The organism is Actinoallomurus purpureus, from assembly GCF_024055795.1.
GTDB classification, from domain to species: domain Bacteria; phylum Actinomycetota; class Actinomycetes; order Streptosporangiales; family Streptosporangiaceae; genus Actinoallomurus; species Actinoallomurus purpureus.
The window spans coordinates 1-21,327 of record NZ_JAMXMY010000008.1; the positions used below are offsets into that span (position 1 = coordinate 1).

A 21,327-nucleotide genomic window follows, 5' to 3' on the forward strand; every position below is an offset into this window, starting at 1 on the left:
TCGCGACCCAACCGACTTGTCGTTTTCGGAGTTCCGAAGCCGCCGCCCGGTCACGAGCCCGGCCCCGGTTCTGCGTCCGTGGAGAAACATCGGGATGCCGGTGGACAGGCGCCGCCGGCCGATTCGGCCGTAGACGAATGGTGCCGGACAACGAGCCGCCCGCCGACGAGGCATCGCGCTCCGATAAATGACCTCAGCCGGCCCGAGCGGCGTCCTCGTTCCAACGCCGCGCGTTTTGCCATGGTTACGACGGCGTCGCATGAAGTGGATGGCGGCATTCCTTCCCGCGAAAGTGCATCGTCCACGTGCGGGCGCCAAACTGATCGTTGACGCGGATATCGGACATCAGTATCTTTATTTTCGCCAAGACCGGATAAGGGTGCACTGGGCATACCTCATCCGGCTGCGGGCTTCAGGAGGCTTCATGAAAATCAGGAGCATGGCCGCGGCCGTCGCCGCGACCGGTGCGATCGCCAGCGTCGGCGTGGCCGTCGCGCCCGCCGCGATGGCGGACTCGATCTGCGGATCGGGCTACACCCAGTACTGGTCGAAGAACATCACTGCCGGGGACGGCACACCCGCAGGCACCGTAAAGCTTTTCGACTCGCCGAACAATTCCAAGTGCGTATACTTCACGGTGAGTAGCGGCACAAAAGGCTCCGACGGATGGGGCCACAGCATCAATATCTCGGCTCATAACAGCACGGCCGCACACCACGACAGCGGCAATTACAACAGTTACGCGGGACCGCTGTGGGACTCCGCCCCGACCTGCGTGGACGTCTGGGGAAGCGTATACGGCCCGGCGCCCGACAAAACCTTCGAATACGATAACCTCTGCCATTGATCCTGGCGAGATCTAGCCTAGAGCGTTTGTAAGGTCGGTCGGGTCGCACGGCGACCCGACCGACCTGCGGTTTCCACCACCACCCATCCGCGCCCATGGGGCTTCATGAGGATCAGGAGCTCGGCTGCTGGTCGGCGAGGAATCGGCGCGCAAGGCCCGGATATTTGGCGATCAGGATCTTCAACTGCTGGGTCTCGGCCACCTGAGAGACGCCGGTGAACCGCAGTGCGTCGAGAGTGGCATAAAAGTCCGCCAGCGAACGCTGCAGGCGTTCTTCGGAGGAGCTCATTTGCCGCCCTCCGCTCTTAGATTCGCGCCCATACCCACTTGCCTCCCTGGTCGGGGGTCGGTATGCAGCCCCACGCGATCGCGGCGCTGCGCACCAGGAGGAGACCGCGGCCGCCGTTGTGGTCGAAGTCGTCGTCGTCCAGGTCTGCGAGTGGATCGGGACTGACCTCCGGAAGCTCTGGGGCTGGGTCCCAGACGGAGAGGACGCTCTCTTCGCCGTCTCGCGCGATCATTACTTTGATCAATTTCCCGGGCGCGGCCTTGACGGCATTGGTCGCGAGTTCCGAAATGATCAGCTCGGCGTTGGAACACCGGTCGCGCCGGCCGAACTCACCGACGACGATCGAGACCCATCGGCGAATGGCGGGGACCGTGCTCTCCGCAGCTGTAAAGGACAGCGCTTGGAACATCGGAAGGTGATCCATGGCGACGCCTGTCGTCTCGCGACCAGGCTCTCGCCGGCCGCATGCTCCGTTGACTCTCCAATCGTCGTACCGCATTGTTACTCTCTGCATCAGCTTCAATTCCACACGTAAGCGGCCACCGCTTTGTGGACACCGAATGGATGCGAACAATGCCAAAACCCCCCAAAGTCCTGATGCCGAATCAGAGCCTCACCGCCTACTTCGGCTTCGAGGTGCGCAAGCACCGCGAGGGAGCGAAGCTCTCCCAGACCGAGCTGGCCGACCGCCTGCACTGGGCCAAGTCCACCGTCGGCAACCTGGAGACGGCGTTCCGCTCCCCCACCGTCGACCACGCCACGGACCTCGACCGCTTCTTCACCACCGACCGCTTCGGCTGGCTCCACGGCCTGATCGTCCGCGAGGAGCTCCCCGACTTCTTCCGCCCCTTCGCCCGCAGAGAGCCCAACGCGACGAACATCCGGATGTTCGAGCCTCTGGTCATCCCCGGCCTGCTCCAAATCGAGGAGTACGCCCGCGCAGTGATGGCAGAGGGACGGGCACCGGAGGAGCTTGAGCAAGCCGTGGCGGCCCGCATGGACCGGCAAAAGATCCTTGACAGACGAGAGCCTCCCCCACCGCGCCTCTGGGTCGTTCTAGATCGCGGAGTGATCAGGCGGCAAGTCGGCGGTCCCGAAACGATGCGCAAGCAACTCACGCACCTGATCGAGGCCGCAGAGCGCTACAACGTAACAATCCAGGTCGTACCGGAATCCGTCGGAGGGTACGTTGGCCTTGAGGGCGGTTTCTCGATCCTGAGCTTCGACGAAGGCGCTGACATCGCCTACGCCGGGGCCTCAGGCGGAGGACACATGATCGAACAGCAGAAGGACGTAGCTCGAACTGGCACACGCTTCGAGTTGATCCGAGCGCGAGCCCTCAGCGCGGATGCGAGTGTCCAACTGATCCGGGAGGCACTGTGATCACCCCCCAAACCCGTTCTGCCTGGCAAAGAAGCAGCTACAGCGGGCACTCCGGCGACAATTGCGTTGAAATCGCCATTGTCCGATCCGCAAGCGAAGCCCCGAGATGACTAGCGACTGGCGTAGGAGCAGCCGTAGCGGCAGCTCAGGTGGCAACTGCGTCGAGTTGGTGTTCATGGTCCGCGGTGACATGGAGTCCCACGCCTGGGAGTGACGGCTCGCGGGAGAGGCCCGGGCATCGGCTACGGGTCTTTCTCGTCAGGGAGTGGTGGTTTGGCGCCTGGCTGAGGCGGCTTGGACCTGCTGTGCGCTGAAGCACTCCGGGTGACTCGTGACCAGGGTGTCGTGCTCCTGCTGACGCTGGAGCTCGGTGGCCCCCAATGCTGCGCGCGTGCCGACGTCCATGCCGTCCGCCAGCGAACTGGGGCTCGGGTACACGGAGATCGCCAGGAGCCTCTCGTCCTCCCGGTATGACTGGCAGGCCCGGTCCTGACTCGATGGCCCGTTGTGGAAGAGGCCACTGGCCAGAAGCGCGGCCAGGTAGAGCCCCCAGGCGACACCCCCGACGATGAGCGCTTCCCTGCCGCTGATCCGCCTACGCCGCCACGTCACCGGAGCCGCCCCTTCTTCGATCCCGCCATTCGACGAGACGAAGACCATCGCGGTTCCTCACTTTGCCGCCGTGGTGGACACCTTGCCGCCGGTAGTGACGCCACAACGACCGAATCGCCGAGATCGTCCCGTCAACACCGGCGGCAAAGACCGAGCACGTGGACCGCTGACGCCCGCCACGCTGGCGGGCGCGGGGGCGCTACCGGTCAGGTCGCCCGAGAGGCGTACCGAAGGCTCGGTGGCCACGCCTCGCTGGATGGGATTCGGCGCGGTATGGCCGGATCTGTCACACGGGCCAGGTGACCTTGGCCGAGTGTTTCGCACGTCGCGATACCGATGGTGGCGCCAGGGAGCGGCCCACCGCGACAGCGTAGCCACCGCCCGGTCCGCGACGATCTTGCGCGGCCCGGTCTCCTCGGCCGGATGCCCCGCTCAGTGCGGCGAATGGGCGTCGTGGCGTTCTCGGGCGGCGGCGATGTCCGGGTCGTGCAGGACCGCCCAGTCCGCGAGGGTGGACAGCGGGCCGAGGAACGTACGGCCGAGGGAGGTCAGGTCGTACTCGACCGTCGGCGGGACGCTCGGATGGACGGTCCGGCTCACCAGGCCGTCGCGTTCGAGGCCGCGCAGGGTGCGGGTCAGCATCCGCTGGCTGATCCCCTCGATCGACCGGTGCAGTTCGTTGAACCGGTACGAGCGCTTGCCCAGCAGGATCATGATCAGCACGCTCCACCGGTCGCCGGCGCGGCGCAGGACGTCCGTGACCGGGCAGGCCCGATGCTCCTCCAGCGGTACCGGGATCGGAAGCGGCGCGGTGAGCACCGAGGGCACATCGGTGTGCGTATCAGACATCGAACTGCCTTCTTTCGGCCGTACGAGCGGTTGCTGATGATTGTCGCCGGACGACCGGCGATCGAGGAGCGAGAGCATGTCCAGTGATACGGCGAAGACAGTGGTGATCAGTGGTGGGACCGACGGCATGGGCCGCGCGACGGCGCTGGCGCGCGTCAGCAGGGGCGACACCGTGATCGTCATCGGCAGCAGTGAGGCGAAGGGCCGGGCGCTGGCCAAAGAGGCGGCTCGTACGGGCGCCGGCGGGCGGTTCCGGTTCCTGCGTGCGGACCTCAGCGCCGTCGGTGAGATCCGCAGGGTCGCCCGGGAGATCGCGGATCGGCACCCGGTGGTGGACGCGCTCGTCCTGTGCGCGAACCGGCAGAGCCCGAAGCGGCGGGAGACCGCCGACGGGCTGGAGTCGACCTTCGCGCTGTACTACCTGAGCCGGTACCTGCTCGGCGACCTGCTGCGCCCGGTGATGGACGCCGCACCCGCACCGGTGATCGTGAACGTCGCCGGGGTCGGCAACACGGCCGGTTCAATGCACTGGGACGACCTGCAACTGCGGCACAAGTACAGCGGGATTCGGGCGCAACTCCAGGCGGGCCGGGCCAACGACCTGCTCGGCGTCTCCTTCGCCGAACACGCGGCGGGCAAGGCCCGGTACGTCCTCTACCACCCCGGCTTCACGCGCAGCGGAGACCTGTCACCGCTGAATCCGCTGGTACGCGGCGCGATCAGGCTGCTGGCACGGTTCAAAGCCCGGCCGGTGGAGGCTTCGATCCGCCCCATCGTCGGATGGATCGACGAACCACCGTCCGCCCCGCTCACCGCGGTCGACCGCGGCACCCCGGTCGACCCGTCCCTGCCCACCCTCGGCAAGAACGGCGCCGAACGCCTCGCCGTACTCACCGAGGACCTGCTGCGTTCGCTCCCCCATCGGTAGGCCGTACGAAACACTCGGTGAAGCGAGTCATGGGCAGGGACATTCCACGATGATTCGCCGTCACCGACCACCTTCACCAAGCATTGTGTACGCCGCGCCGACCGACGGCCGTCGGTACGGACCGACCGCGCCAAAGTCACTTCTCCCCAGACAGTTCTCTCTATAAGACGTCCCACAGCTCGTACGGGACCCAAATAAGGAGAAGATCACATGGGCTTCAAGGAGCGCCTCGCGCAGCTGAGCGACGCCATGAAACTGAACTCGGCGATCCGCGCGGCCGAACAGCAGCAGTGCATGGATGGTGGGGCGCACAAGGCGACGGAGGCGAAGGAGAAGCTGACCCGCAGAGGGAAGAAGTCCCGGCGGTCCGGCGGCTGATCCTGCAAGGAACCCCGGCCCGAACTGCGGTGATCACGGACGCCTGACGGCGTCCGGCTACAGCCGTCGAGGGCGGGGCAAAAGCAAACGGTGGCCGGGCATGTCGCCCGGCCACCGCCTTTCGCGGCCAACCCGTAACTCACTCGCAGCGATCGGACAGTTGCGGTACTCGATCGACTGCCATCACGCTCGTGCTGTTACTGGCTAGTTGCGGTTGCCTATCGAGCTGCGGGGGTAGCCCAGGCTCATGCCGCCGGTGAGCTCCTGGAAATCCTGGAAATCCTGGTCGACGCTGTCCTGGTTGCCGCCCTGCTGGCCCTGGTTGCTCTGCTGGCCGTCGTCGCCGTTGGCCGGCGTCGTGTTGGTGTTGTCGGGCATGGAAAGCCCCTCTCCGATTGTTGACGGCCTCCGCTAAGTAGCGGAGCAGCGACCCTCTCTAGGGGCGCTACGAAGAACTGTCCACAGAACGGAAGATGGTCAAGTTCGAACCGCCAACTATCGAAGGCGAAAAAGGGGCCCTGGGCCCTCCCCGTTTCAATCAGGGGAATTGGTCCCGCTCACCCTGCCCGAAGTATGGCGCCTACTCGTCGGCGGCGCGGGTGGTGGTCGGGAAGGCGGGCTCGCGCCAGTGGGGTCCGCGCCGGGGCAATGGTCGGCATGACGACCGAGGCGGTAGGCGCGTCAGCGGTAGACGCCGCGGCGGTGGCAGTCCACCAGGTGGTCGTCGACCAGCCCGCAGGCCTGCATGAGGGCGTAGACGGTGGTCGGGCCGACGTGCCGGAACCCGTGCTTCTTGAGCTTCTTGGCCAGCGCCGTGGAGCCGGGGGTGGTGGCGGGCACGTCGGTGAGCGTCTTGGGGGCCGGGGCGTCCGGATCGGCGTGCGCCCAGGCCAGCGTGGCGAGGCCGTCGGGCAGGTCGAGCGCCGCCCGGGCGTTCGCGATCGTCGCGTCGATCTTCCGGCGGTTGCGGACGATCGAGGCGTCGGCCAGCAGCCGCTCGACGTCGGCCGGGCCGTACGCCGCGACCTTCTCCGGGTCGAAGTCGTCGAACGCCCGCCGGAACCCCTCGCGCTTGCGCAGGATCGTCAGCCATGACAGGCCGGACTGGAAGGCCTCCAGGCACAGCCGTTCGTACAGCCCCCGGTCGTCACGCACCGGGCGGCCCCACTCGTCGTCGTGGTAGGCGATGTAGTCGGGCGTGGAGACGCCCCACGGGCATCGCGCCAACCCGTCCGAGCCGATCACAGTCATTCGAACATCTTAGCGAGACGGCGTAGTGACGTCCGCAGCATCAGATGGGCCAGCGGGCCGACCGCGAACCAGCCCGCCCGGCCGACCGGGCCGAACGGCAGGTCGATCAGCTCCGCCCAGGTCACCCGGCACCGGTCCTCGGGGAGGTCGAGCAGGTCGAACCGGCCCTCGCCCCGCACCAGGGACCCGGTGTGACGCACGCGCACGCGGTGCGGCGGCCGCCACTCGCTGATCACCATGGTGTCGAGGAAACCGACGGGACCGACGCCGGTCCACGCCTCCAGGCTCGCGCCGTCGCCCGCGCCGCCCTCCGCGCGGGTCAGCGGCACCCATTCCGAATGCCGGGGCCAGTCGACGAGAACCTCCCACACGCGCTGTGCCGGAGCCCCGACGTCGGCCGACGCGTGGACCGCGACCCTGCTCATCGCTCGTCCCGCTCCCGTCGCGGAGCGGGCTCGTCCGGTCCGTGGGGCTCGCCCACGTCCTCGTGGCCGGGCGCCGGTTCGTCCTCGGCATCGCGCTCGGCGACGGTCCGCGGGTCGAAGACGACCTTGTCGACGATGGTCTGCGGCGGTTCGATGGCCCGCTCCCGGGGCGGCTCGTCGACGCGGTGGGGCAGGGGCGGCAGGTCGCCCGCGTGCGACGGGGCCGAATCCGGCGGGTCGAAGATGTCCAGCGCATCGGGCGCCGGGGACGCGGACGGGACGGACGGCTGCCAGGACGTCCCGTCCGGCGGCCCGTACATGCGGTGCCGCGCCTCCGCGAGCTCCTGCTCGAGCACGGCGATGCGCGTGTCGCGCTCGGTCAGCTCGTGCGCGAAGCGCTCCAGCGCCTCGTCGGTGATCTGCTTGTGATAGCCCCAGAGCCCCATCGGCAGGCGCAGCAGCGCGGCGTCGGTGCCGCCGGCCGAGCGCCGTCCCGGCAACGCCAGCGGTGGATGGTCGGGGTGCTCGGCGGACAGTTCCCCGCCGCCACCGATGGCCACGACGACGATCCCGGCCAGCACGGCCAGCGCGGCGAGGGCCACGGTCAAAGTGACGAGCATATCCCGATGGTGCCACAACCCTGCCGTACGGTGCGTCAACCTGCTCGGCCGGACGCCGCCCGCGTCGCATATGCCACGATCGGGGCTATGGAGCTGCGCCTCGGGACCCGGATCATCTCCCCCGGGCATTTCGCGATCATGACGGAGGGCCCGGCGGACGGTACCGACATCGCCGTGGTCGCCGCCGACCCGGAGGTGGTCCGCGCGGTGCGGGCGGACCGGTGGGTGATCGCGGTGGCGCCCTCCTCCGAGGAGCAGGCCGCCGCCTGCGTACGGGCGGGGGCCGATCTGCTGGCCGGGGACGCCTTCGCCGGCGTCGCGGCGGCGACCGGCGCCGCGCTGCTCTGCTCCGCGCCGGAGCGCGCGGCGGGGGTGCGACCGGACGGGGTGCTGGTCCACGTCACGGACCCGTACGAGGCCGAGCGCCTCGCGGGGGCCGGGCACGCCGTGCTGGTGGACGAGGCCGAGCCCGCCGTGGTGTCGGTGTTCGCCTGGGCCGGCGCCCGGGTGTTCCGCACGGCCGACGTCGACGCGACCCGGCAGGTGCTCGACATGGTCGCGTCGATCATCGGAACCCGCCCGCCAGCCGTCTCACGCCGCGGCCTCGCCTGACGGCCCGATGATGATCACCGAGAGTGCCGTCACCGCTCGGTGCCGGAGCTCTGGATGATCATGGGCCATCACGGCTCGGATTCGATGTAGTCCTCAGCCGTCGGCTGCATGCGCACCGGCGAGCGCTCCAGGTGGTCGAACGCCTCCGCGACGGTCGTGGTCCAGCCGACGGCGTCGAAGATGCGGGGCCGGGCGAACCCCTCGTCCAGCAGGTGGTTCATCAGGTCGCGCAGCGGCTCGTACAGGCCGTGCGGGTCGAGGATCGCGATCGGCTTCTCGTGCAGGCCCAGGACCCGTGCGGTCCAGATCTCGAAGAGCTCCTCCAGGGTGCCGAGCCCGCCGGGGAGCACGAGGAACGCGTCGGAACGACGGTCCATCTCGCCCTTCCGGGACCGCATGTCCTCGGTCACGACCAGCTCGGCGGAGTCGCCGTCGGCGATCTCGACGTCGACGAGCGCCTTCGGGATGACGCCGACGGTGCGCGCGCCGCCCTCGCGCGCGGCACGGGCGACGGCGCCCATGCAGGACACGGTGGCGCCGCCGCTGACGAGCGCGTGTCCCCGCCGGGCCAGCTCGGCGCCGGCCTCGGCGGCCAGATCGACGTAACGGCCGTCGATGCGGCCGCTGGACGAGCAGAAGACGCAGATCCGCATCAGCTTCCGTTCCCTCCGAGGCGCTCGTCGGCGTCGCGGGCCGCGCGCTCCTCCATCTCGCGTTCCTGCGTCTCGTGGCCGCGCTTGATGCAGTTGACGACCTCGGCCGGGTCGTCGGTGAGGTGGATCAGATCCACGTCCTCGGGGGAGATCTTCCCGGTGGGCAGCATCTGATCCTTGATCCAATGGAGCAGGCCGCCCCAGAACTCCGTGCCGACGAGCACGATCGGGAACCGCGTGATCTTCTTGGTCTGCACGAGGGTGATCGCCTCGAACAGCTCGTCCAGCGTCCCGAACCCGCCGGGGAGGACGACGAATGCCTGGGAATACTTGACGAACATCGTCTTGCGGACGAAGAAGTAGCGGAACTCCAGGCCGATGTCGATGTAGTCGTTCAGCTTCTGCTCGAACGGCAGCTCGATGCCGAGGCCCACTGAGACCCCGCCGGCCTCGTCCGCTCCCTTGTTGCCGGCCTCCATGATGCCCGGCCCGCCGCCGGTGATCACGGCGTAGCCGGCCTCGACGAGCAGCGCGCCGATCCGCTCCGCCAGTTCGTACTCCTCCGAACCCGGTTTCGTACGGGCGGAGCCGAAGATGCTCACCGCGCGCGGCAGCTCCGCCAGCAGGCCGAACCCCTCCACGAACTCCGCCTGGATGCGCAGCACCCGCCAGGGGTCGGCGTGCACCCAGTCGGAGCGGCCGCGGGAGTCGAGCAGTCGCTGGTCGGTGGTCGTGGCGGGGATCGCCTTGCCGCGGAGGGTCACGGGGCCCTGTCGCCTCCTGCGCGGCGTCTCGTCAGGTCGCATGGCCCTTACGTTAACCAGCGCCGCAAGCGGTTTGAGCAATCCGACACCGCATCGATTAGAGGACAACGAACTCATTTGTGGCGTTCGTCGTTTTGTTGGGTTCTAGACTTCCGCCGTGAACCAAGCGACTGAGGAGCTGGAGCCGGACCCCGTTTTCGTCGACCCGACGGGCCGCCGGGCAAAGATCATGCGCCGTGCGGGGATCGCGCTCGGGTGCCTCGTCGCCGCTTATCTCGCGCTCATCACGGTCGGGCTGGCCACCGGGGCGCGGGTGCCGCTCACCCCGTGGCCCCAGACGAAGCACTCGAAGTCCGGCCCCGCCGAGGACGGGCTCATGCCGCGCAGCGGGGCGCGCAACCCGCTCCCGGGCCGGAGCTCCGCCGCCGGCGTGCCGCCGAGCGGCCCCGCGCCGACGACCGCCACGTCCCACGCGCCCACGGGCGGCACCCGCTCGGCCGCGCCGGGCACCACGGCGCCCGCCACTCCGGGCTCCCCCACACCGCCGGTGGTGCCGACGACCGCCACCACCGCCCCCGGCAAGGGGCACGGTTACGGCCGGACCAAGAAGCCCCACCCGGGGACGACCTGATGGCGCGCCGGGACCGCCGCCGTGATCCGCGCGGCCACTGGATCCTGCTCCTCCTCGGCGCCGTCACCCTCGCCTCAGGGCTGCTGCTGAGCGGGTACGCGCACGGCGTGGTCGGGGAGTCGACGCAGCACGAGTACAGCAAGAGCGGCTCGGCGCCGGCCGCGGTGGCGAACGGCGGTCCCGCCGTGAACCTGTCGGGCGGCAGGCCGGAGAGCATCCGGACGCCCCGCCGCACCATCGCGCTCACCTTCGACGACGGGCCCGACCCCCGTTGGACCCCGCAGGTCCTCGACGTGCTGCGACACCACGGCGCCCACGCGACGTTCTTCGTCATCGGGGCGCGCGTCGCCGACAACCCCGGCCTCGTCGACCGGGCGATCCACGAGGGCAACGAGATCGGCTCGCACACCTACACCCACATCGACATGGCGAGTGCCTCGCCCTGGCGCATCCGCTTCGAGCTCGCCCTGACACAGCGGGCGCTCGCGGGCGCGGCCGGCATCCACACCCGGCTCCTCCGGATGCCGTACTCCTCCGTGCCGGAAGGCCTTTCCGCGCCCGAGTACCGGGCGGCCCAGGAGGCCGGGCGGGAGGGCTACGTCGTCGCGCTCACCGACCAGGACACCGAGGACTGGCGGCGTCCGGGCGTGCAGAAGATCATCGAGGCCGCGACGCCCAAGAAGGGCGCCGGCGCCGTCGTGATGATGCACGACTCCGGAGGCGACCGGGCCCAGACCGTCCAGGCCCTCGACGCGCTGCTGACCCGGCTGTCGGCCAAGGGGTACCGGTTCACGACGCTGAGCCAGGCGATGCGGCTGCCGTCCGCCGACGTGCCCGCCTCGACCTTCGACAAGGTGACCGGAACGGCCCTGACCGCCGGGCAGCGCTGGTCCGACCGGCTGACCGGCTGGTTCACGATCCTCTTCGGGATCGCGGGCGCGCTGACCACACTGCGGCTGCTGGCCCTCCCGCTGTTCGCGCACGTCCACGTCCGGCGGGTCCGTCGCCGACCTCGCAGCGGGCCCTCGCCCTGGCTCACCGTCGGGGGCGCCCCGCCACCCGTGTCGGTGATCGTCCCGGCGTACAACGAGGAGGTCGGCCTGGCGGCGACGGCGCGCTCCCTCGTGAACACCGACTACCCGTCGCAGATCGAAATTCTGATCGTCGACGACGGGTCCACCGACGACACCCCCGTCATCGGCGAACGGCTGCAGCGGGAGTTCCGGAACGTCCGGCTCATCTGCCGGCCCAACGGCGGCAAGCCGGCCGCCCTGAACACGGGCATCGCGCAGGCGAGCCACGACGTGCTCGTCCTCGTCGACGGCGACACCGTCTTCCAGCGCGACACGATCAACAACCTCGTACGGCCGCTGGTCGACCCGCGCGTCGGAGCGGTCAGCGGCAACACCAAGGTGGCCAACCGCAAGGGCCTCATCGGCCGCTGGCAGCACCTGGAGTACGTCATCGGGTTCAACCTCGACCGGCGGATGTTCGACGTGCTGGAGTGCATGCCCACCGTGCCCGGCGCGATCGGCGCCTTCCGGCGGACGGCCCTCGCGTCGGTCGGCGGGCTCAGCACCGAGACCCTCGCCGAGGACACCGACCTGACCATGGCGATCTGCCGGGCGGGCTGGCGGGTCGTGTACGAGGAGACCGCCCTCGCGTGGACGGAGGCGCCGTCGTCGCTGCGGCAGCTGTGGCGGCAGCGGTACCGGTGGTGCTACGGCACCCTGCAGTCGATGTGGAAGCACAAGCGGGCGCTGGTCGAGCGCGGCCGGTCCGGCCGGTTCGGCCGCCGTTGCCTGCCGTACCTGGCGATCTTTCAGGTCGCGCTGCCGTGCCTCGCCCCCGTGGTCGACGTCTTCGCCGTGTACGGCGTGTTCGTCCTCAACCCGGTGACCGTCGCGGTGTCCTGGGTGGCGTTCACGGTGGCGCAGGCGGCGGCCGCGATGTACGCGCTGCGGCTCGACGGCGAGCGCCTCACCACCCTGTGGGTGATGCCGCTCCAGCAGATCGTCTATCGGCAGCTGATGTATCTGGTGGTCATCCAGTCGCTGGTCACCGCGGTGCTGGGCGCCCGGCTGCGCTGGCACGTCATCCGCCGGACCGGCACGTTCTCGGAGGGAGACCCCCTGCCGTCCCGGGTCGGCGTCTGAGGCCCGTGCGAGGCCGTCCGGCACCCGTACAGGGGCGCCGGACGTCTCTCGACGGCATACGCGGTCACCGCCCGAAGCGGGTGCGCTCGATCTCCTCGTAAACGTTGATCTTGTGGTCGATGATCTCGAGGTCCTCCTGCAGCTCGTCGATGCGCGCCGCGACCTGGGCACGGTGCGCGACGAGCAGCGCCTTGCGGTCGGCGGCCGTTCCGTTGCCCTCGCGGGCCAGCTCGGCGTAGCGCAGGACGGTCGCGATGGGCATCCCGGTCGCGCGCAGCCGGGTGAGCAGGGTGATCCAGGACAGGTCGCGCTCGGTGTAGCGGCGGTGCCCGCTGGAGTCGCGCTCCGGAGGCTCGCGGAACGCGCCGATGCGCTCGTAGTAGCGCAGGGTGTGCGCGGAGACGCCGGTGCGCTCGGCCGCCTCCGCGATCGTCAGTCCGTCAGCAAGAACCTGGGCCATGAGGCCACCCTCCCGCGTCGATGCCGCTCCGAGTCACAGGGCCGGGCGCCGCTCACGTCGTGAGCCAGGCCCGCATTCGCTCCTCGCTCGCGAAGATACGCGGTATCTCCACGTACTCGCCACGCGTATGCGACAGGCTCGGCTCGCCGGGACCGTAGTTGACGGCCGGGATGCCCAGCTCGGAGAACCTCGCCACGTCGGTCCAGCCGAGCTTGGCGCGCGCCTCGCCGCCGGTGGCCTCGGCGAACGCCGCCGCGACCGGATGCGTCAGGCCCGGACGCGCGCCGGGAGCGCCGTCGACCACGGTGACCTCGTACCCGTCGAACAGCTCGCGCAGGTGCTTCTCCGCGTCGGTCAGGGACTTGTCGGGCGCGAAGCGGTAGTTGATCGTGACGACGCACTCGTCGGGGATGACGTTGCCCGCGACGCCGCCCCGGATGAACACCGCGTTGAGCCCCTCGTGGAACTCCAGGCCGTCCACGACGGGACGCCTCGGCTCGTACGCGCGCAGGACGTCGAGCACCGCGCCGGCGTGGTGGATGGCGTTCGACCCCATCCACGACCGCGCGCTGTGGGCCCGCTCACCGGGGACCTTCACCTCGACCCGGATGGTGCCCTGGCAGCCGCCCTCGACGATGCCGCCGGACGGCTCCATCAGGACCGCGAAGTCGGCCCGCAGCAGCTCGGGGCGGGTCCCGCCGATGCGCTTGAGGCCGTTCCGGGCCTCCTCGACCTCTTCGCACTCGTAGAAGAAGTACGTGACGTCCCGCGTGGTCTCCGGGATGGTGGCCAGCTTGAGCTGCACGGCCACGCCGGCCTTCATGTCGCCGGTGCCGCAGCCGTACAGGCGGTCCCCCTCCACACGCGAGGGGAGGTTGTGGTTGATCGGGACGGTGTCGAGGTGCCCGGCGATCACCACCCGCTCGCTCCGGCCCTGCGAGGTGCGGGCGATGACCGTGTCGCCGTCCCTCTCGACGGCGAGGTGGGGCAGGGCGCGCAGCGCCTCCTCGACCGCGTCGGCGAGCGCCTTCTCGTTGCCGCTCACCGATTCGATGTCGACGATCGCCGCGGTGAGGGAGGCGACGTCCTGGGTGAGATCAAGCCGCATGGCGGATGAGCCTACGCCAGCGGCCGCCGGATCCGGCCCGCCGCCCTGTCCCCGGTGCCTCGGCCGTACCCACGTGAGCTGCGCGGATGTGGCGACCTGCCAACGAAGCCGCCGATATTAGGGGAATTTTCCACCTATTCGACACCGAGCCCGTTGGATATTTACGTATCAGGGAGCGGATCACCCTTCACCCCCCGCCGGAAGGAGCTCCCCGCCATGCACGACACCCCCGCCCGCCCCAGCAGACAGAAGGACACCCCGCCCGAGAGTCCCCTTCACCTCACCCCCCGGACGCCGGCCTCCCCGGCCCTCGGCCGCCGCGACCTGATCACGCGGGCGGCCGCCATCGCGGGCGGCGCCGCCCTCATCGGCGCCGCCGACCTCGCCCGCCCCCGCCCCGCGCGCGCCGTCACCGCGCCCCGCGTCTACACGCGTGCCGAGTGGGACGCCCGGCCCCCGACGTCACCGGCCACGATCATCAAGGCGCCCGACCACCTGATCGTGCACCACATGGCCTTCCCCAACTCCACCGACTACTCCCTCGCCCACGCATTCCAGCTGTCCCGTGACTGCCAGGACCTGCATATGGACGACAACGGCTGGAGCGACACGGGACAGCAGCTGACCATCAGCCGCGGCGGCTTCGTCATGGAGGGCCGCAACCGCACGCTCGAGGCCATCGGGCAGCGCAAGAACGTCTTCGGCGCCCAGTGCGCCAACGAGAACGGCCACACCCTCGGCGTCGAGAACGAGGGCACCTACACCACCGAGCTTCCGCCCGCCGCCCTCTGGGACTCCCTCGTCCAGACCCTCGCCTGGCTCTGCGACCTGTACGGGCTCTCCGCGTCCACCGCGATCGTCGGCCACCGCGACTACAACAGCACGACCCAGTGCCCCGGCGACGCGCTCTACGCCCAGCTGCCCCGGCTCCGGTCCGAGGTCGCCGCCCAGCTCGGCGCGGCCGCGCCGGCCGCGCGCACCGCGGCCGTCAGGCGGTCCGGCCTGCCCGGCCCCAGAACCCTCGGCGACCACGGCCCCGCCGTCGGCGCCGCCGACCCACGGCCCTGACGGCCACCCCGCCGTCTCCCGGCCGACCCGCACGTGGCATGCCCCCGCCCCAGGGGCCGCCACCCGTCCACCCTCCCGTCCCGCCACACACCCCAGGAGGAACCCGTGGCCCCGTCCCCCCGCAACCGCGTCATCCGCAGGCTGAGCACGGCCTTCGCCGCGCTCACTCTCGCCGGAGGCGTCCTGGCCGCAGGCCCCGCGGCCGGCGCGTCGCCCAACCCGATCACCCACCCCGACAAGGACCACGCCGGCTACAGCCTGGCCGGACAGAGCACCGCGACCCCGCTCGTGTCCGGCACGCTCGGCCTCGACGTCTCCAGCCACCAGGGCAACGTCGGCTGGAGCACGGTGCAGAGCAACGGCGCGCAGTTCGCCTACGTCAAGGCCACCGAGGGCACGTCGTACCAGAACCCGTACTTCTCCCAGCAGTACGTCGGCTCGTACGACGTGGGCCTCATCCGCGGCGCCTACCACTTCGCGCTGCCGGACAACTCGAGCGGCGCCGCGCAGGCCGACTACTTCGCCGCCCACGGCGGCGGCTGGTCCGCCGACCACCACACGCTGCCCGGCGCGGTGGACATGGAGTACAACCCGTACGGGGCCACGTGCTACGGCCTCAGCCAGTCCGCGATGCGCAGCTGGATCCACGCGTTCATCAACGAGTACCACGCCAAGACCGGCCGCTGGGCGGTCATCTACACCAGCCTGAGCTGGTGGACCAGCTGCACCGGTAACACCGACACCACGTTCGCCACGAACAGCCCGCTGTGGATCGCGAAGTACTCCACTTCCGCGGGCACGCTGCCGGCGGGCTGGAGCGTCTACACCATCTGGCAGTACGCCGACAGCGGGACGTTCCCCGGCGACCAGGACGTCTTCAACGGAAGCTCGTCGCGCCTGCTCGCCCTCGCCGACAACACCTGATCACGCCTGATCACGCCTGACCGAGGCGCCGGGGCGGTGGGTCCCGGCGCCTCACGCGTTCGTGCGCCGGATCGTCAGGCGCTCAGACCGTGGTCGCGCAGGACGTCGTTGAGCTGCGACTTGTCATGCCGCACCCCCGGCTCGAGGCGCTTGATGACGAGGACGGCGGGCATCCCGAACGTGCCGCCGGAGAACTCCTTCAGCCGCGTGCCGCCGACGGCGACGCACCAGTCGGGAATGCGGCCGCGGCCGAGCTGCTCGCCCGTCTCCACGTCGATGACGGGCATCGAGGCGGACAGGTTCGTGCCGGAGCCGACGACCGCGCCCGTGCCCACACGCGCGCCCTCGACGATCATCGACCGGCTGCCGATCATGGCCTCGTCCCCGATGATGACGGGCTTGGCGTTCGGCGGCTCCAGCACGCCGCCGATGCCCACACCGCCCGACAGGTGGACGTTCTTGCCGATCTGCGCGCAGGAACCGACCGTCGCCCAGGTGTCGACCATGGTGCCCGAGTCGACGTAGGCGCCGATGTTCGTGAACGACGGCATCAGGACCACGCCCGGCGCGAGGTGGGACCCCCATCGGGCGATGGCACCGGGCACCACGCGCACGCCGTCCAGGCGGGTCTTCAGCGGGATCCGGTCGTGGTAGTGGAAGTCGCCCACCTGCGCGCGGACCATGCCCAGCACCTTGAAGCTCAGCAGGATGGCCCGCTTGGCACGCTCGTCCACGATGACCTCGTCGGTGGCCTCGTCGACGAACGCCACACGCGCCTGCCCGCCGTCGAGCAGATCGACGGCCGCCACGACGGCGGAACGGGCGTCGGTGTCCTCGGGGCTCAGGTCCGCCCGGCGCTCCCACAACTCATCGATGACGCTTGAGATCGGGCTGGTGAACGTGTCGGTCATGCCGGTGAGAATAGCGGCGGCGCCACCGGCGGATGTCCGGTAGGGGGTACGGAGCGGGTACCTTCGTGCCGTGATTCGGACGAGAGCGCGGCGGCTGCGGCTCGCCATCATCGCGTTGGTCACCACGCTGGTCATCGTCGGCGGCGCGGTCGCGCTGTACGTCCACTTCCGCCCCTACCTCCACGGCACCAACTGCGAGGCCCGTACGAGCACCGGGGTCATGCCGCTCGACCTCGACCAGGCCGGCAACGCCGCGACCATCGCCGCCGTCGCGCTGCGCAAGAAGCTCCCCGAAGAGGCCGTGATCATCGCGTACGCGACGGCGCTCCAGGAGTCGCACCTGCGCAACCTCGAAAGCGGCGACCGCGACTCCGTCGGCCTCTTCCAGCAGCGCCCGTCACAGGGCTGGGGGACGGTCACTCAGCTGAAGGACCCGGTGTACGCCGCGAACCGGTTCTTCAGCGCCCTCGTAAAGGTCAAGGACTACAGCGGCCTTCCCGTCCACGAGGCGGCCCAGAAGGTCCAGCGCAGCGCGGACGGCAAGGCGTACGCCCGGCACGAGGAGGACGCGCGGATCATGGCCGCGGCCTACACCGGGCGCGTTCCCGGCGCCGTACGCTGCTGGTACCCGCCGAACAGGCGCAAGGAGCAGGCGCAGGCGCAGCAGGCCCTCGACACGCTGCGCAAGACGCTGAAGCGGAAGGACACCGGCGACGGGATCAGTGCGGCGAACTCCCGCACCGGGTGGACCATGGCGACCTGGATGGTCGCGCACGCCCAGCCCTACGGCCTCCGCGAGGTGCGCTACGCGGGCCGCCACTGGCGGTCGGCGCAGGGCCACGACGGCTGGACCACGGACGCCCAGGCCCCCGCGGACCGCGTCGTCATCCGCTGAGCCCGAGGTCCAGAACCCCGTATCAACCGCGCCAGGACCCGACCACGTCCTCAGGGCCCCACAGCAGGTCGATGGACCGGTCGTCGACGTCCTCTCCGAGGCCGCTGAGGGAGGCGACGACCAGGCCGGTCCTCGCGGGGTCGTATCCGGGAACCTGCGCGACCGCGCGCCGCACGGAGACAAGATCATGACCGTCGAAGCCGCTCGCGAGCCACTTGATCGACCCCGCGAAGGAGATCGTGTCGGCGACCGGCGCGCGATCGGCTCCGATCAGGTCGATCTCCGGGTCGAACCGGCGGTTCCACCAGCCACCGACCGCCTCCACATCCGGCCAGGGCAGCGCCCCCGACAGCGCGGCGAGCTCGAGGGACTGCCGGACCAGCGGCGGGGCGGCGCGACCGCGCCATCCTGTCCAACGGCGTTCGACCAGGCGGACCCCTGCTTCCGGGCGTCCCCGACGGGCCTGCTCCTGCACGACTCGCAGAATGCCCAGATAGAGCCGCAGGTTGCTGTCGGCCACCCGATACAACGCCGGCTTGCCGGGCGTCGTCGACACCGGCTCATCGACGGCCAGAATCTGCTTCTCCACCGCGAGCCGGCGCAACAACGGAGAGAGTGTCCCCGACGGCAAAGCCCCCTCTCGGCTTCCCGCCGTAGCGGCGATATTGGCGTGAGTACGGTCTCCCGCCCCGACCGCCTCCAGCACCCGCCGCGAGGCGTCCGGGCTCGGGAACTCCGCCATCAGCGCCGCCTCCGGGACGCTGAACACCGCAGCCGCGGGGTCGGCGGCCTCCTGCCGCAGGAACTCCAATGCGGGCATGCCCTCCGGCCAGGACCGTACGATGCCCGGTAGGCCACCCGATACCAGGTGCGCGTCGATCGCATCAGCCGCTCGCAACCCCAGGGCCTGTCCCACGTCGGCGGGGTTCAGCGGCCCGAGCACCAGGTTGTCGGCCCGTCCGAAGAACGGCCGGTCATAGGCGGTCAGCCGCTCCATCATGTGCAGGTCACTACCGAGCAGCAACAACAGCACCGGCTTCGATGACAACAACCGATCCCATGCGGTCTGCAACGCCCCGTCGAAGAGACGGTCCTGCTCGGCGAGCCAGGGCAACTCGTCGAGGACGACGATGCAGGGCCTCTCTGGCACTACCGAGGCGAGTACCCGGAAGGCATCGGGCCAGCTTCCGGTACCGAGCTCCGGAATCAGATCCCGCTCCGCGGGCAACGCCGATTCCCGCAGATCGTTCAGGAACGAGGCGACCGCTTCGACCGGCGAAGCGCCCTTGGTCGCGGCCGAGAAGACGTAGGGCACACGAGACTGATCACAGAACTCCTGCACCAGCCGCGATTTCCCCACCTGCCGCCGCCCCCGTACGGCCAGCGCGATCCCGGCTCCCGAAGCCGTCACGCGGTCCAGCCGCTTACCGAGTATGGCCAGCTCGGTCTTCCTCCCGATGAAACGCGCAACCATGACGCCCCCGAATGTAGATCCCATCTACATAGATTGATTCTACATAGATACGCCCTACATCACGCGGAAGAGCTGATCCGGCTTCGGCGCCCATTGGACTCACTCCCAGAGCGCGGGGATCTACACGCCGAGGCCGCGGCCGATGATCTCCTTCATGATCTCGGTGGTGCCGCCGAAGATCGTCTGGATCCGGGAGTCGAGGTACGCCTTGGCGATCGGGTACTCGGTCATGTAGCCGTAACCGCCGTGCAGCTGCAGGCAGCGGTCGATGACCCGGTTGCACAGCTCGGTGTTCCACCACTTCAGCATGGAGGCCTCATCCGTGCCGAGGCGGTCCGCGACGTGCTCGGTGATGCACCGGTCGGTGAAGGCGCGGGCCACCGTCAGCTCGGTCTTCATCTCGGCCAGCGTGAAGCGGTTGTGCTGGAACCGGCCGATCGGCCGGCCGAACGCCTCGCGGGACTTGCAGTACTCCAGGGTCTGCTCGAACGCCTTCTCGGCGCCCGCCAGGGCCGTGACCCCGATCGACACCCGCTCCCTCGGGAGGTTCTGCATCAGGTGGACGAAGCCCTGCCCCTCCTCGCCGAGGAGGTTCTCCCGGGGCACACGGACGTCCTCGAAGTAGAGCTCGGCGGTGTCCTGGGCGTGCATGCCGATCTTGTCGAGGTTACGGCCGCGCTCGAAGCCCTTCATGCCGCGCTCGACGACGAGGAGGCTGATGCCCTGGTGCCCGGCGTCCGGGTCGGTCCGTGCGACGACGATGACCAGATCGGACAGGATGCCGTTGGAGATGAACGTCTTCTGCCCGTTGAGGACGTAGTCGCCGCCGTCCCGCACGGCGGTGGTGCGAATGCCCTGCAGATCCGAGCCCGCGGCCGGCTCGGTCATGGCGATCGCGGTGATGATCTCCCCGGAGCAGTAGCCGGGGAGCCACCGCCGCTTCTGCTCGTCGGTGGCGAGCCGGCCCAGGTACGCGCCGTTGATGTCGTTGTGCACCGCGAAGCCGGGGCCGTGGATTCCGGCGCGCGCGAGCTCCTCGTTCAGGACGACGTAGTAGCGGTAGTCGGGGTCGCCTCCGCCGCCGTACTCGTCGGCGATGTCGATGCCGAGCAGGCCCTGCCGCCCGGCGGCCAGCCACACGTCGCGGGAGACGACGCCGTCCTTCTCCCACTGCTCGTGGAACGGCTTGATCTCCTTCGCGATGAACGATCGCACCATGTCGCGGAAGGCCTCGTGCTCATCGGTGAAGATCTCGCGCCGCACCCTCGGCCTCCCTCAGGTTGAACAACCGACGCCGAGTAATTTATCACTTACATGCCGGTCGCTCCGCTCACGGCCGGCCGGCGTCGTGCCGGTCCCCGGCGTCCCGATCGAGCCAGGACTGCAGGCCATCGAGGAGCCGCTCCACCCCGAAGGCGAAGTTGTCGTCCTGCATGGCGTCGACGTTGATCGCGTTGTTCTCCCGCCACCACGCGCCATAGTTCGGGTAGCGGGAGGCGAGCTCGTCGATGTAGGGCCGCATCTCATCGACCACCTCATCCGCGGTCTTGCCCGAGGGGGCGATCGACCTCCTCCACGCCGCCTCCGTCGTGGCCGAGCCGATCGCATGGGACATCAGCAGCGAGCTCGCGTAGGCGACCTGCATGCCCGAGAACCCGGCGGCCGTCAGCACCCCGACCACTCGATCGCTCATCCGCATCGCGTTGGGACCCACGGCGGGACGGACGCCGAACAGGCCCGTGACCCAGGGATGGCGCAGGATCATCGCGCGCAGTCCATGCGCCAAGGCGGCGGCAGCGGTCCGCCAGTCCGCCGCCCCGGCCTCCGGGACCTCGATCTCCCCCATGACCTCGTCGAGAGCCAGCTCGAGCAGCTCGTCCTTGGTCGCGACGTGCCAGTAGGCCGAGGTGGCCCCGGCGGCGAGCCTGCTGCCGAGCCGGCGCATGCTCAGGCCGTCGAGCCCCTTCTCGTCGAGCAGCTCGATGGCGGCGCGCACGATCTGCCCACGGCTCAGCGCCGGCTGGCCACCACGTGAGCGCGGCGGCCTGGTCCAGACCGAGTTCGCGAGGGAATCCGCGTTCGACGACAT

28 protein-coding genes are annotated in these 21,327 nt (G+C 69.7%); 12 read left to right on the forward strand and 16 right to left on the reverse strand.

Annotation, left to right across the window (positions count from 1 at the left end; genetic code table 11):
• Positions 1-259: 259 nt before the first annotated feature.
• On the forward strand, positions 260-847 hold the full coding sequence (locus NE236_RS16285; protein ID WP_252842826.1) for a hypothetical protein: 588 nt from the start codon (positions 260-262) through the stop codon (positions 845-847).
• Positions 848-959: 112 nt separating this feature from the next.
• On the opposite strand, the gene NE236_RS16290 is transcribed toward NE236_RS16285, so the two are convergent.
• Together NE236_RS16290 and NE236_RS16295 are read right to left on the reverse strand one after the other, a co-directional pair.
• On the reverse strand, positions 960-1,136 hold the full coding sequence (locus tag NE236_RS16290; protein WP_252842827.1) for a hypothetical protein: 177 nt from the start codon (positions 1,134-1,136) through the stop codon (positions 960-962).
• A gap of 16 nt (positions 1,137-1,152) precedes the next feature.
• Entirely contained in the window at positions 1,153-1,560 is a 408-nt protein-coding gene (locus NE236_RS16295; RefSeq protein WP_252842828.1) for an ATP-binding protein, read from the reverse strand.
• A gap of 125 nt (positions 1,561-1,685) precedes the next feature.
• Here NE236_RS16295 and NE236_RS16300 point away from each other — a divergent pair, with 125 nt between their 5' ends.
• Genes NE236_RS16300 through NE236_RS45065 form a run of 3 tightly spaced genes read left to right on the forward strand, consistent with a single transcriptional unit; the run spans position 1,686 to position 2,733 of the window.
• Positions 1,686-2,519, forward strand: a complete 834-nt coding sequence (locus NE236_RS16300) for a helix-turn-helix domain-containing protein (protein ID WP_252842829.1) — start codon at positions 1,686-1,688, stop codon at positions 2,517-2,519.
• A complete protein-coding gene (locus tag NE236_RS45060) occupies positions 2,516-2,629 on the forward strand; it encodes a DUF397 domain-containing protein (protein ID WP_372494357.1) in 114 nt (37 codons plus the stop codon). Before NE236_RS16300 ends, NE236_RS45060 begins: the two co-directional genes overlap by 4 nt.
• Positions 2,626-2,733, forward strand: a complete 108-nt coding sequence (locus tag NE236_RS45065; RefSeq protein WP_372494358.1) for a DUF397 domain-containing protein — start codon at positions 2,626-2,628, stop codon at positions 2,731-2,733. The genes NE236_RS45060 and NE236_RS45065 overlap by 4 nt, the downstream gene beginning before the upstream one ends.
• 44 nt (positions 2,734-2,777) lie before the next feature.
• Here the strand turns inward: NE236_RS45065 and NE236_RS16305 are convergent, their stop codons facing one another.
• Positions 2,778-3,179 (reverse strand): hypothetical protein, encoded by a 402-nt coding sequence (locus tag NE236_RS16305; RefSeq protein ID WP_252842830.1) that lies wholly within the window; start codon positions 3,177-3,179, stop codon positions 2,778-2,780.
• A gap of 384 nt (positions 3,180-3,563) precedes the next feature.
• A complete protein-coding gene (locus NE236_RS16310) occupies positions 3,564-3,980 on the reverse strand; it encodes a winged helix-turn-helix transcriptional regulator (RefSeq protein ID WP_252842831.1) in 417 nt (138 codons plus the stop codon).
• Positions 3,981-4,056: 76 nt separating this feature from the next.
• Here NE236_RS16310 and NE236_RS16315 point away from each other — a divergent pair, with 76 nt between their 5' ends.
• Both NE236_RS16315 and NE236_RS16320 read left to right on the forward strand, forming a co-directional pair.
• The gene (locus tag NE236_RS16315) at positions 4,057-4,908 is read left to right on the forward strand and encodes an SDR family NAD(P)-dependent oxidoreductase (protein WP_252842832.1); all 852 of its coding nucleotides are present in this window, start codon (positions 4,057-4,059) and stop codon (positions 4,906-4,908) included.
• Positions 4,909-5,118: 210 nt separating this feature from the next.
• Positions 5,119-5,286, forward strand: coding sequence for a hypothetical protein (locus NE236_RS16320; protein ID WP_252842833.1), 168 nt, complete (start codon positions 5,119-5,121; stop codon positions 5,284-5,286).
• 204 nt (positions 5,287-5,490) lie between these two features.
• Here the strand turns inward: NE236_RS16320 and NE236_RS16325 are convergent, their stop codons facing one another.
• From NE236_RS16325 to NE236_RS16340, 4 genes are all read right to left on the reverse strand, one after another.
• The gene (locus tag NE236_RS16325) at positions 5,491-5,664 is read right to left on the reverse strand and encodes a hypothetical protein (RefSeq protein WP_252842834.1); all 174 of its coding nucleotides are present in this window, start codon (positions 5,662-5,664) and stop codon (positions 5,491-5,493) included.
• Positions 5,665-5,967: 303 nt separating this feature from the next.
• Positions 5,968-6,537 (reverse strand): DNA-3-methyladenine glycosylase I, encoded by a 570-nt coding sequence (locus NE236_RS16330; RefSeq protein ID WP_252842835.1) that lies wholly within the window; start codon positions 6,535-6,537, stop codon positions 5,968-5,970.
• Positions 6,534-6,962, reverse strand: coding sequence for an SRPBCC family protein (locus NE236_RS16335; protein ID WP_252842836.1), 429 nt, complete (start codon positions 6,960-6,962; stop codon positions 6,534-6,536). Before NE236_RS16335 ends, NE236_RS16330 begins: the two co-directional genes overlap by 4 nt.
• Positions 6,959-7,582, reverse strand: coding sequence for a hypothetical protein (locus tag NE236_RS16340; RefSeq protein ID WP_252842837.1), 624 nt, complete (start codon positions 7,580-7,582; stop codon positions 6,959-6,961). Before NE236_RS16340 ends, NE236_RS16335 begins: the two co-directional genes overlap by 4 nt.
• A gap of 87 nt (positions 7,583-7,669) precedes the next feature.
• Between NE236_RS16340 and NE236_RS16345 the strand changes: the two genes are divergently transcribed.
• Positions 7,670-8,194, forward strand: coding sequence for a hypothetical protein (locus NE236_RS16345; RefSeq protein ID WP_252842838.1), 525 nt, complete (start codon positions 7,670-7,672; stop codon positions 8,192-8,194).
• A 68-nt stretch (positions 8,195-8,262) separates the two neighbouring features.
• Here the strand turns inward: NE236_RS16345 and NE236_RS16350 are convergent, their stop codons facing one another.
• Entirely contained in the window at positions 8,263-8,847 is a 585-nt protein-coding gene (locus tag NE236_RS16350) for an LOG family protein (RefSeq protein ID WP_252842839.1), read from the reverse strand.
• Complete coding sequence (locus NE236_RS16355) at positions 8,847-9,653, reverse strand: LOG family protein (protein WP_252842840.1); 807 nt, start codon at positions 9,651-9,653, stop codon at positions 8,847-8,849. Before NE236_RS16355 ends, NE236_RS16350 begins: the two co-directional genes overlap by 1 nt.
• Positions 9,654-9,768: 115 nt before the next feature.
• Here NE236_RS16355 and NE236_RS16360 point away from each other — a divergent pair, with 115 nt between their 5' ends.
• Both NE236_RS16360 and NE236_RS16365 read left to right on the forward strand, forming a co-directional pair.
• Entirely contained in the window at positions 9,769-10,242 is a 474-nt protein-coding gene (locus tag NE236_RS16360; protein ID WP_252842841.1) for a hypothetical protein, read from the forward strand.
• Positions 10,242-12,398, forward strand: coding sequence for a bifunctional polysaccharide deacetylase/glycosyltransferase family 2 protein (locus NE236_RS16365; protein ID WP_252842842.1), 2,157 nt, complete (start codon positions 10,242-10,244; stop codon positions 12,396-12,398). The genes NE236_RS16360 and NE236_RS16365 overlap by 1 nt, the downstream gene beginning before the upstream one ends.
• A 64-nt stretch (positions 12,399-12,462) precedes the next feature.
• Here the strand turns inward: NE236_RS16365 and NE236_RS16370 are convergent, their stop codons facing one another.
• Both NE236_RS16370 and dapE read right to left on the reverse strand, forming a co-directional pair.
• On the reverse strand, positions 12,463-12,858 hold the full coding sequence (locus tag NE236_RS16370) for a MerR family transcriptional regulator (RefSeq protein ID WP_252842843.1): 396 nt from the start codon (positions 12,856-12,858) through the stop codon (positions 12,463-12,465).
• 52 nt (positions 12,859-12,910) lie between these two features.
• Positions 12,911-13,966 (reverse strand): succinyl-diaminopimelate desuccinylase, encoded by a 1,056-nt coding sequence (dapE, locus tag NE236_RS16375; RefSeq protein WP_252842844.1) that lies wholly within the window; start codon positions 13,964-13,966, stop codon positions 12,911-12,913.
• A 216-nt stretch (positions 13,967-14,182) separates the two neighbouring features.
• Between dapE and NE236_RS16380 the strand changes: the two genes are divergently transcribed.
• Together NE236_RS16380 and NE236_RS16385 are read left to right on the forward strand one after the other, a co-directional pair.
• Positions 14,183-15,034 (forward strand): peptidoglycan recognition protein family protein, encoded by an 852-nt coding sequence (locus NE236_RS16380; RefSeq protein ID WP_252842845.1) that lies wholly within the window; start codon positions 14,183-14,185, stop codon positions 15,032-15,034.
• A 105-nt stretch (positions 15,035-15,139) separates the two neighbouring features.
• Positions 15,140-15,958 (forward strand): lysozyme, encoded by an 819-nt coding sequence (locus NE236_RS16385; RefSeq protein WP_252842846.1) that lies wholly within the window; start codon positions 15,140-15,142, stop codon positions 15,956-15,958.
• A gap of 74 nt (positions 15,959-16,032) precedes the next feature.
• Here NE236_RS16385 and NE236_RS16390 read toward each other — a convergent pair whose 3' ends face one another.
• Positions 16,033-16,869: a 2,3,4,5-tetrahydropyridine-2,6-dicarboxylate N-succinyltransferase gene (locus NE236_RS16390; protein WP_252842847.1), complete on the reverse strand. Its 837-nt coding sequence runs from the start codon at positions 16,867-16,869 to the stop codon at positions 16,033-16,035.
• 70 nt (positions 16,870-16,939) lie between these two features.
• Between NE236_RS16390 and NE236_RS16395 the strand changes: the two genes are divergently transcribed.
• Positions 16,940-17,764, forward strand: a complete 825-nt coding sequence (locus NE236_RS16395; protein ID WP_252842848.1) for a hypothetical protein — start codon at positions 16,940-16,942, stop codon at positions 17,762-17,764.
• A 22-nt stretch (positions 17,765-17,786) separates the two neighbouring features.
• Here the strand turns inward: NE236_RS16395 and NE236_RS16400 are convergent, their stop codons facing one another.
• From NE236_RS16400 to NE236_RS16410, 3 genes are all read right to left on the reverse strand, one after another.
• A complete protein-coding gene (locus NE236_RS16400; RefSeq protein WP_252842849.1) occupies positions 17,787-19,238 on the reverse strand; it encodes an AAA family ATPase in 1,452 nt (483 codons plus the stop codon).
• A 120-nt stretch (positions 19,239-19,358) separates the two neighbouring features.
• Positions 19,359-20,501 (reverse strand): acyl-CoA dehydrogenase family protein, encoded by a 1,143-nt coding sequence (locus NE236_RS16405; protein WP_252842850.1) that lies wholly within the window; start codon positions 20,499-20,501, stop codon positions 19,359-19,361.
• Between the two features lie 67 nt (positions 20,502-20,568).
• Positions 20,569-21,327 (reverse strand): TetR/AcrR family transcriptional regulator, encoded by a 759-nt coding sequence (locus NE236_RS16410; RefSeq protein WP_252842851.1) that lies wholly within the window; start codon positions 21,325-21,327, stop codon positions 20,569-20,571.

Coding starts and splice junctions, on each gene's coding strand:
- NE236_RS16285 (WP_252842826.1), top strand. CDS start 260: ATGAAGTGGATGGCGGCATTCCTTCCCGCGAAAGTGCATCGTCCACGT.
- NE236_RS16290 (WP_252842827.1), bottom strand. CDS start 1,136: ATGAGCTCCTCCGAAGAACGCCTGCAGCGTTCGCTGGCGGACTTTTAT.
- NE236_RS16295 (WP_252842828.1), bottom strand. CDS start 1,560: ATGGATCACCTTCCGATGTTCCAAGCGCTGTCCTTTACAGCTGCGGAG.
- NE236_RS45065 (WP_372494358.1), top strand. CDS start 2,626: ATGACTAGCGACTGGCGTAGGAGCAGCCGTAGCGGCAGCTCAGGTGGC.
- NE236_RS16305 (WP_252842830.1), bottom strand. CDS start 3,179: ATGGTCTTCGTCTCGTCGAATGGCGGGATCGAAGAAGGGGCGGCTCCG.
- NE236_RS16310 (WP_252842831.1), bottom strand. CDS start 3,980: ATGTCTGATACGCACACCGATGTGCCCTCGGTGCTCACCGCGCCGCTT.
- NE236_RS16315 (WP_252842832.1), top strand. CDS start 4,057: ATGTCCAGTGATACGGCGAAGACAGTGGTGATCAGTGGTGGGACCGAC.
- NE236_RS16320 (WP_252842833.1), top strand. CDS start 5,119: ATGGGCTTCAAGGAGCGCCTCGCGCAGCTGAGCGACGCCATGAAACTG.
- NE236_RS16325 (WP_252842834.1), bottom strand. CDS start 5,664: ATGCCCGACAACACCAACACGACGCCGGCCAACGGCGACGACGGCCAG.
- NE236_RS16330 (WP_252842835.1), bottom strand. CDS start 6,537: ATGACTGTGATCGGCTCGGACGGGTTGGCGCGATGCCCGTGGGGCGTC.
- NE236_RS16335 (WP_252842836.1), bottom strand. CDS start 6,962: ATGAGCAGGGTCGCGGTCCACGCGTCGGCCGACGTCGGGGCTCCGGCA.
- NE236_RS16340 (WP_252842837.1), bottom strand. CDS start 7,582: ATGCTCGTCACTTTGACCGTGGCCCTCGCCGCGCTGGCCGTGCTGGCC.
- NE236_RS16345 (WP_252842838.1), top strand. CDS start 7,670: ATGGAGCTGCGCCTCGGGACCCGGATCATCTCCCCCGGGCATTTCGCG.
- NE236_RS16350 (WP_252842839.1), bottom strand. CDS start 8,847: ATGCGGATCTGCGTCTTCTGCTCGTCCAGCGGCCGCATCGACGGCCGT.
- NE236_RS16355 (WP_252842840.1), bottom strand. CDS start 9,653: ATGCGACCTGACGAGACGCCGCGCAGGAGGCGACAGGGCCCCGTGACC.
- NE236_RS16365 (WP_252842842.1), top strand. CDS start 10,242: ATGGCGCGCCGGGACCGCCGCCGTGATCCGCGCGGCCACTGGATCCTG.
- NE236_RS16370 (WP_252842843.1), bottom strand. CDS start 12,858: ATGGCCCAGGTTCTTGCTGACGGACTGACGATCGCGGAGGCGGCCGAG.
- dapE (WP_252842844.1), bottom strand. CDS start 13,966: ATGCGGCTTGATCTCACCCAGGACGTCGCCTCCCTCACCGCGGCGATC.
- NE236_RS16380 (WP_252842845.1), top strand. CDS start 14,183: ATGCACGACACCCCCGCCCGCCCCAGCAGACAGAAGGACACCCCGCCC.
- NE236_RS16390 (WP_252842847.1), bottom strand. CDS start 16,869: ATGACCGACACGTTCACCAGCCCGATCTCAAGCGTCATCGATGAGTTG.
- NE236_RS16400 (WP_252842849.1), bottom strand. CDS start 19,238: ATGGTTGCGCGTTTCATCGGGAGGAAGACCGAGCTGGCCATACTCGGT.
- NE236_RS16410 (WP_252842851.1), bottom strand. CDS start 21,327: ATGTCGTCGAACGCGGATTCCCTCGCGAACTCGGTCTGGACCAGGCCG.